Raw genomic sequence first — 4,070 nt, forward strand, 5'->3', positions numbered from 1 at the left:
TTAAAAAGAATGGCTACGGCATGACGTAATGCTGTAGAAAGAAGAATGTCGGAAAGCCGTGTGAGGGAGAACCTCATGCACGGTTTGATGAGGGGAGAGAGGGCAAAGCCCTCTAACCTACTCTACCGATCCATTCCGCAGGCCGTAGCCGATTCAATGAGACAGCGATCATTGGTCACAGCATCATAGAACCGGAAGCCGCCGGAGAAGTTATAGCAGTCAAAGCCGTTTCCGGCCAGGATACGACAGGCAATGTAGCTGCGCAGACCGCTCTGACAGATGACGTAGACAGGCTTACGCTTGTCCAGCTCACCCAGCCGCTCCCGCAGCTCGTCCACCGGGATGTTAAAGAAGCCGTCAATGTGTCCGTGTGCGAATTCTTCCACAGTGCGGGTGTCCAACAGAGTTACGCTTCCGTCACGAGGAAGACGATCTGCATCTTCCAGATGCCATTGTTTCAGAACACCGTTTGCGATATTCTCAACCATAAAGCCAGCCATATTTACCGGGTCTTTCGCAGAGGAATAAGGCGGTGCGTAGGCCAGATCCAGATCCTTCAGTTCCGTGGCTTTTATTCCTGCCCGGATAGCGGTGGCCAGCACATCAATGCGCTTATCCACACCTTCATAGCCTACGATCTGCGCACCCAGCAGGCGATAAGTCGCCTTTTCAAAGACCACCTTCATTGTCATGACTTTCCCGCCGGGGTAGTAACCTGCATGGCTCATGGGTGACAGGATAACCGTATCAACATCCAGCCCTGTTTTTCTGGCGTTGGTCTCATTTACGCCGGTAGTAGCGGCAGTCATGCCGAAGATCTTGATGACACTGCTGCCTTGGGAGCCGGTATAATGGCTGTCTCCGCCACAGATGTTGTCCGCAGCGATTCGTCCCTGTTTATTGGCAGGGCCAGCCAAAGAGATCAGAGCATCCTGCCCGGTGACGAAGTGCTTCACCTGCACCGCATCGCCCACGGCATAGATGTCGGAAATGGAGGTTTCCATTCGGTCATTGACCACAATACTTCCTTTAATGCCCAGTTCCAACCCGGCATCCTTTGCAAGGGTGGTTTCGGGAGAAACACCAATGGCCAGGATTACCATATCCGCATGGAGAGGCTGTTCGTCTTTCAGCAGCACATCCACGCCGCCGTCCCTTTCCTCAAACCCTTCTACGGTATGACCAAGTGCCAGCTTTACACCGTGCTTGCGCATTTCATTATGGATGAAAGAAGCCATATCGGCATCAAAGGGATTCATAAGCTGTTTTGGACGCTGGACAATGGTGACATCCATCCCCAGCTCTCGCAGGTTTTCTGCCAGCTCCAATCCGATGAAGCCACCACCTGCCAGTACAGCGGATTTGGGATGGTTTGCATTGATGTAATCCTTGATGCAGAAGGTATCTTCAACAGTGCGCAGGGTAAACAGCTTATCAAGACCTACACCGGGAAGCCGGGGCTGGGTAGGCTTGGCTCCGGGAGAGAGAATCAGCTTGTCATAGCTCTCCTCGAACTCCTCACCGGTTTCCAGATTTTTCACGGTAACTTCTTTTTTTTCGGGATGGATAGCCGTGACCTCATGACGCACCTTCATGTTTACATGGAACCGGGAGAAGAAGCTTTCCGGGGTCTGGAGGGTCAGATCCGACCGATCGGTAATCACATCACCGATATAGTATGGCAGACCACAGTTGGCATAGGAGATATACCCCGAGCGCTCAAAAACTACGATTTCTGCCTGCTCATTCAGTCTGCGAATACGGGCGGCAGCGGTAGCACCGCCTGCCACACCGCCTACAATTACAACTTTCATATTATCGTTCCACCTTTCCTGCATAAGCGGAAATTCCGCCTATGTTTTTCACGTTGGTATAACCCAGCTGCTGCAAAACAGCAGCTGCCTGGCGGCTTCTTGCACCACTGAGACAGTGTACAAAGATGGGGGTAGCTTTATTGTCAATCATGCCAGCCACTTTGTCAATGGACTGCAAAGGAACATTTTTACTGCCGGGGATATGCCCCTGCCGGTATTCGTCGGGGGTGCGAACATCCAGCAGGACTGCGCCATCCGTAGTGCTATATTCTTTGACACCCTGATTGATGTCAGGGCCTTTCAGGAAATCGAAGAATCTCATCTTTGCACCTCCTTACAGCATGGCGAGAATCTGAGCCTTAGGTCTGGCACCGGTGACTTGATTGACAATCTTTCCGTTCTTCATAACCACCAGAGTGGGTATGCTCATCACACCGAACTGCATAGCCAGTTCCTGTTCCTCATCCACATTAATTTTAACAACCTTGATATCGGAGCGCTCCTTGGCAATCTCCTCTACCAGAGGAACTACCATGCGGCAAGGACCACACCAGGGAGCCCAGAAATCCATCAGGACGGGCTTGTCCGAGTTCAAAACCTCTTGATTGAAATTGTTTTTATTAACACTGATAGCAGACATATTTAAGTCCTCCTGTTTTCTTTTTTATGGCTTTATTATATCCAGTAGTCGTTCCTTGTTCTGTGATTTTATCACTTATCGCCGGTGACTGTTTCACCGGGCCAACTATTAATTCCGCCAATCTCAATGATATTGATGTAGCCCAGTTTCACCAGTTTTTCAGATGCCTGCTTACTCCGATTACCGCTGCGGCAGTATACCAGAATCAGCTGATCTTTATCCGGCAGTTCAGAGATATCCTCTGTGCCAATGGATTCGTTGGCAATATTGATGGCACCGGGAATATGCTTTTCGCTATATTCCTGAGCAGTACGAACATCGAGGATGATGTATCCGGTTTCCTCCTCCATCATCGTAATAGCTTCCTTTTTATGTTCTTGCCATTCCGTCTACACTGAGCACAACGCCCGTGATATAGGATGCTTCGTCAGATGCCAGGAACACAAATGCATTGGCAATATCCTCCGGCTGACCCAGGCGGCGCAGAGGGATCTGCTTGATGAGCGGATCAATTACTTCCTTGGGAACAGCCTTCATCATATCGGTCAGGGTAATACCGGGAGCGACTGCATTCACTCGAATACCTTTCGGACCCAATTCTCGGGCAAGGGAAACCGTCAGGCCATTGACAGCAAATTTGGATGCGGGATAAGCAAAGCCACTGGGCTGGCCGTAAATGCTGACCATTGAGGAGGTGGAGAGAATAACACCTTGACCTTTTGCAATCATGCACTCACTGGCGGCTCTTGTAGCATTGAACACGCCTTTTACATTCAGATCCATAACCTTATCAAAGGTTTCCTCCGTATACTCGGTAAAGGGAGTGCTTTCGGATATACCGGCATTGTTCACCAGAATATCAATGCAACCGTATTTTGAGGCAGCTTCTCGGAACGCATTGCGGACAGATTCCAAATTGGACAGGTTAGGACTGATTCCCGCAACTGTTGCATCAGGGTACTTTTCTTTCAGCTGCGCAACCGCTTTGTCAGCAGAACCTTGTGAGCTTGCGGTCAGGATTACCGTAGCACCTTCCTTCAAAAATTTGTCTGCGGTAGCGTAGCCAATGCCACGGCTGCCTCCGGTGATGATTGCAACTTTATCTTTCAGTCTCATAAGAATACCTCCTTGTGTTTTGTATTTGTAGTATAACCTGTTTCGGAGGCGCTCTCCGTGATAAAATCACATTTTTCCAAGAAGGAATGATAGAAAAATCATGCCCGTGCATAAATAAAAAGTCACAGTCACGCTCCGATTTGAAGTGTAGACTGTGGTTTTTATTTTACAGGTTCTGCACTTTCAGCCATCTTGATGATTTCGGAATCATCAATTTTGCTTGGAGTGTATTCCAGAACATAAGTGACTTCCGGAGAATAAGTCCAACAGAGAAATGCCGTGTCATCTTTCTTGTAAAGAGCGTCCGGCCAGTCCTGTATCATCATTTCCTCACAGCTGTCCATACTGTCAACCGGGAAAAGCACTCCCAGGGTGGTGTGGTATAAAAAAAGTTGACATCTTATTCTCAAGGATTTCATGATAAAATCAAGAGAATAAGGAGGTACTCAAAATGGCACGTAAATATGACCATGAATACAAAGTACAGGCAGTTAAGTTAG

At 48.8% G+C, this 4,070-nt stretch carries 6 protein-coding genes; all 6 read right to left on the minus strand.

Annotated elements, in window-relative coordinates; genetic code table 11:
• Positions 1 to 122: 122 nt before the first annotated feature.
• Positions 123 to 1,814, minus strand: coding sequence for an FAD-dependent oxidoreductase (locus tag JQM82_RS14525; RefSeq protein ID WP_235251117.1), 1,692 nt, complete (start codon positions 1,812 to 1,814; stop codon positions 123 to 125).
• Position 1,815: 1 nt separating this feature from the next.
• Positions 1,816 to 2,136, minus strand: coding sequence for a rhodanese-like domain-containing protein (locus JQM82_RS14530; protein WP_154433133.1), 321 nt, complete (start codon positions 2,134 to 2,136; stop codon positions 1,816 to 1,818).
• Between the two features lie 12 nt (positions 2,137 to 2,148).
• Positions 2,149 to 2,454: a thioredoxin gene (trxA, locus tag JQM82_RS14535; RefSeq protein ID WP_118718022.1), complete on the minus strand. Its 306-nt coding sequence runs from the start codon at positions 2,452 to 2,454 to the stop codon at positions 2,149 to 2,151.
• A gap of 71 nt (positions 2,455 to 2,525) precedes the next feature.
• On the minus strand, positions 2,526 to 2,807 hold the full coding sequence (locus JQM82_RS14540; protein WP_328284226.1) for a rhodanese-like domain-containing protein: 282 nt from the start codon (positions 2,805 to 2,807) through the stop codon (positions 2,526 to 2,528).
• Positions 2,808 to 2,823: 16 nt separating this feature from the next.
• Positions 2,824 to 3,570 carry an SDR family NAD(P)-dependent oxidoreductase gene (locus JQM82_RS14545; protein WP_235251118.1) on the minus strand — a complete coding sequence of 249 codons (747 nt, stop codon included), beginning with the start codon at positions 3,568 to 3,570 and terminating at the stop codon, positions 2,824 to 2,826.
• A gap of 161 nt (positions 3,571 to 3,731) precedes the next feature.
• Entirely contained in the window at positions 3,732 to 3,914 is a 183-nt protein-coding gene (locus JQM82_RS14550; RefSeq protein WP_235251119.1) for a hypothetical protein, read from the minus strand.
• Positions 3,915 to 4,070: the final 156 nt, after the last annotated feature.

This window comes from Faecalicatena contorta (assembly GCF_021531995.1).
Classification (GTDB): Bacteria; Bacillota; Clostridia; order Lachnospirales; family Lachnospiraceae; genus Dorea_A; species Dorea_A contorta_A.

Bases quoted from the DNA above. Each gene is read 5' to 3' on its own strand.
- JQM82_RS14540 (WP_328284226.1), bottom strand. From the start codon at position 2,807: ATGATGGAGGAGGAAACCGGATACATCATCCTCGATGTTCGTACTGCT.
- JQM82_RS14545 (WP_235251118.1), bottom strand. From the start codon at position 3,570: ATGAGACTGAAAGATAAAGTTGCAATCATCACCGGAGGCAGCCGTGGC.
- trxA (WP_118718022.1), bottom strand. From the start codon at position 2,454: ATGTCTGCTATCAGTGTTAATAAAAACAATTTCAATCAAGAGGTTTTG.
- JQM82_RS14530 (WP_154433133.1), bottom strand. From the start codon at position 2,136: ATGAGATTCTTCGATTTCCTGAAAGGCCCTGACATCAATCAGGGTGTC.
- JQM82_RS14550 (WP_235251119.1), bottom strand. From the start codon at position 3,914: ATGGACAGCTGTGAGGAAATGATGATACAGGACTGGCCGGACGCTCTT.
- JQM82_RS14525 (WP_235251117.1), bottom strand. From the start codon at position 1,814: ATGAAAGTTGTAATTGTAGGCGGTGTGGCAGGCGGTGCTACCGCTGCC.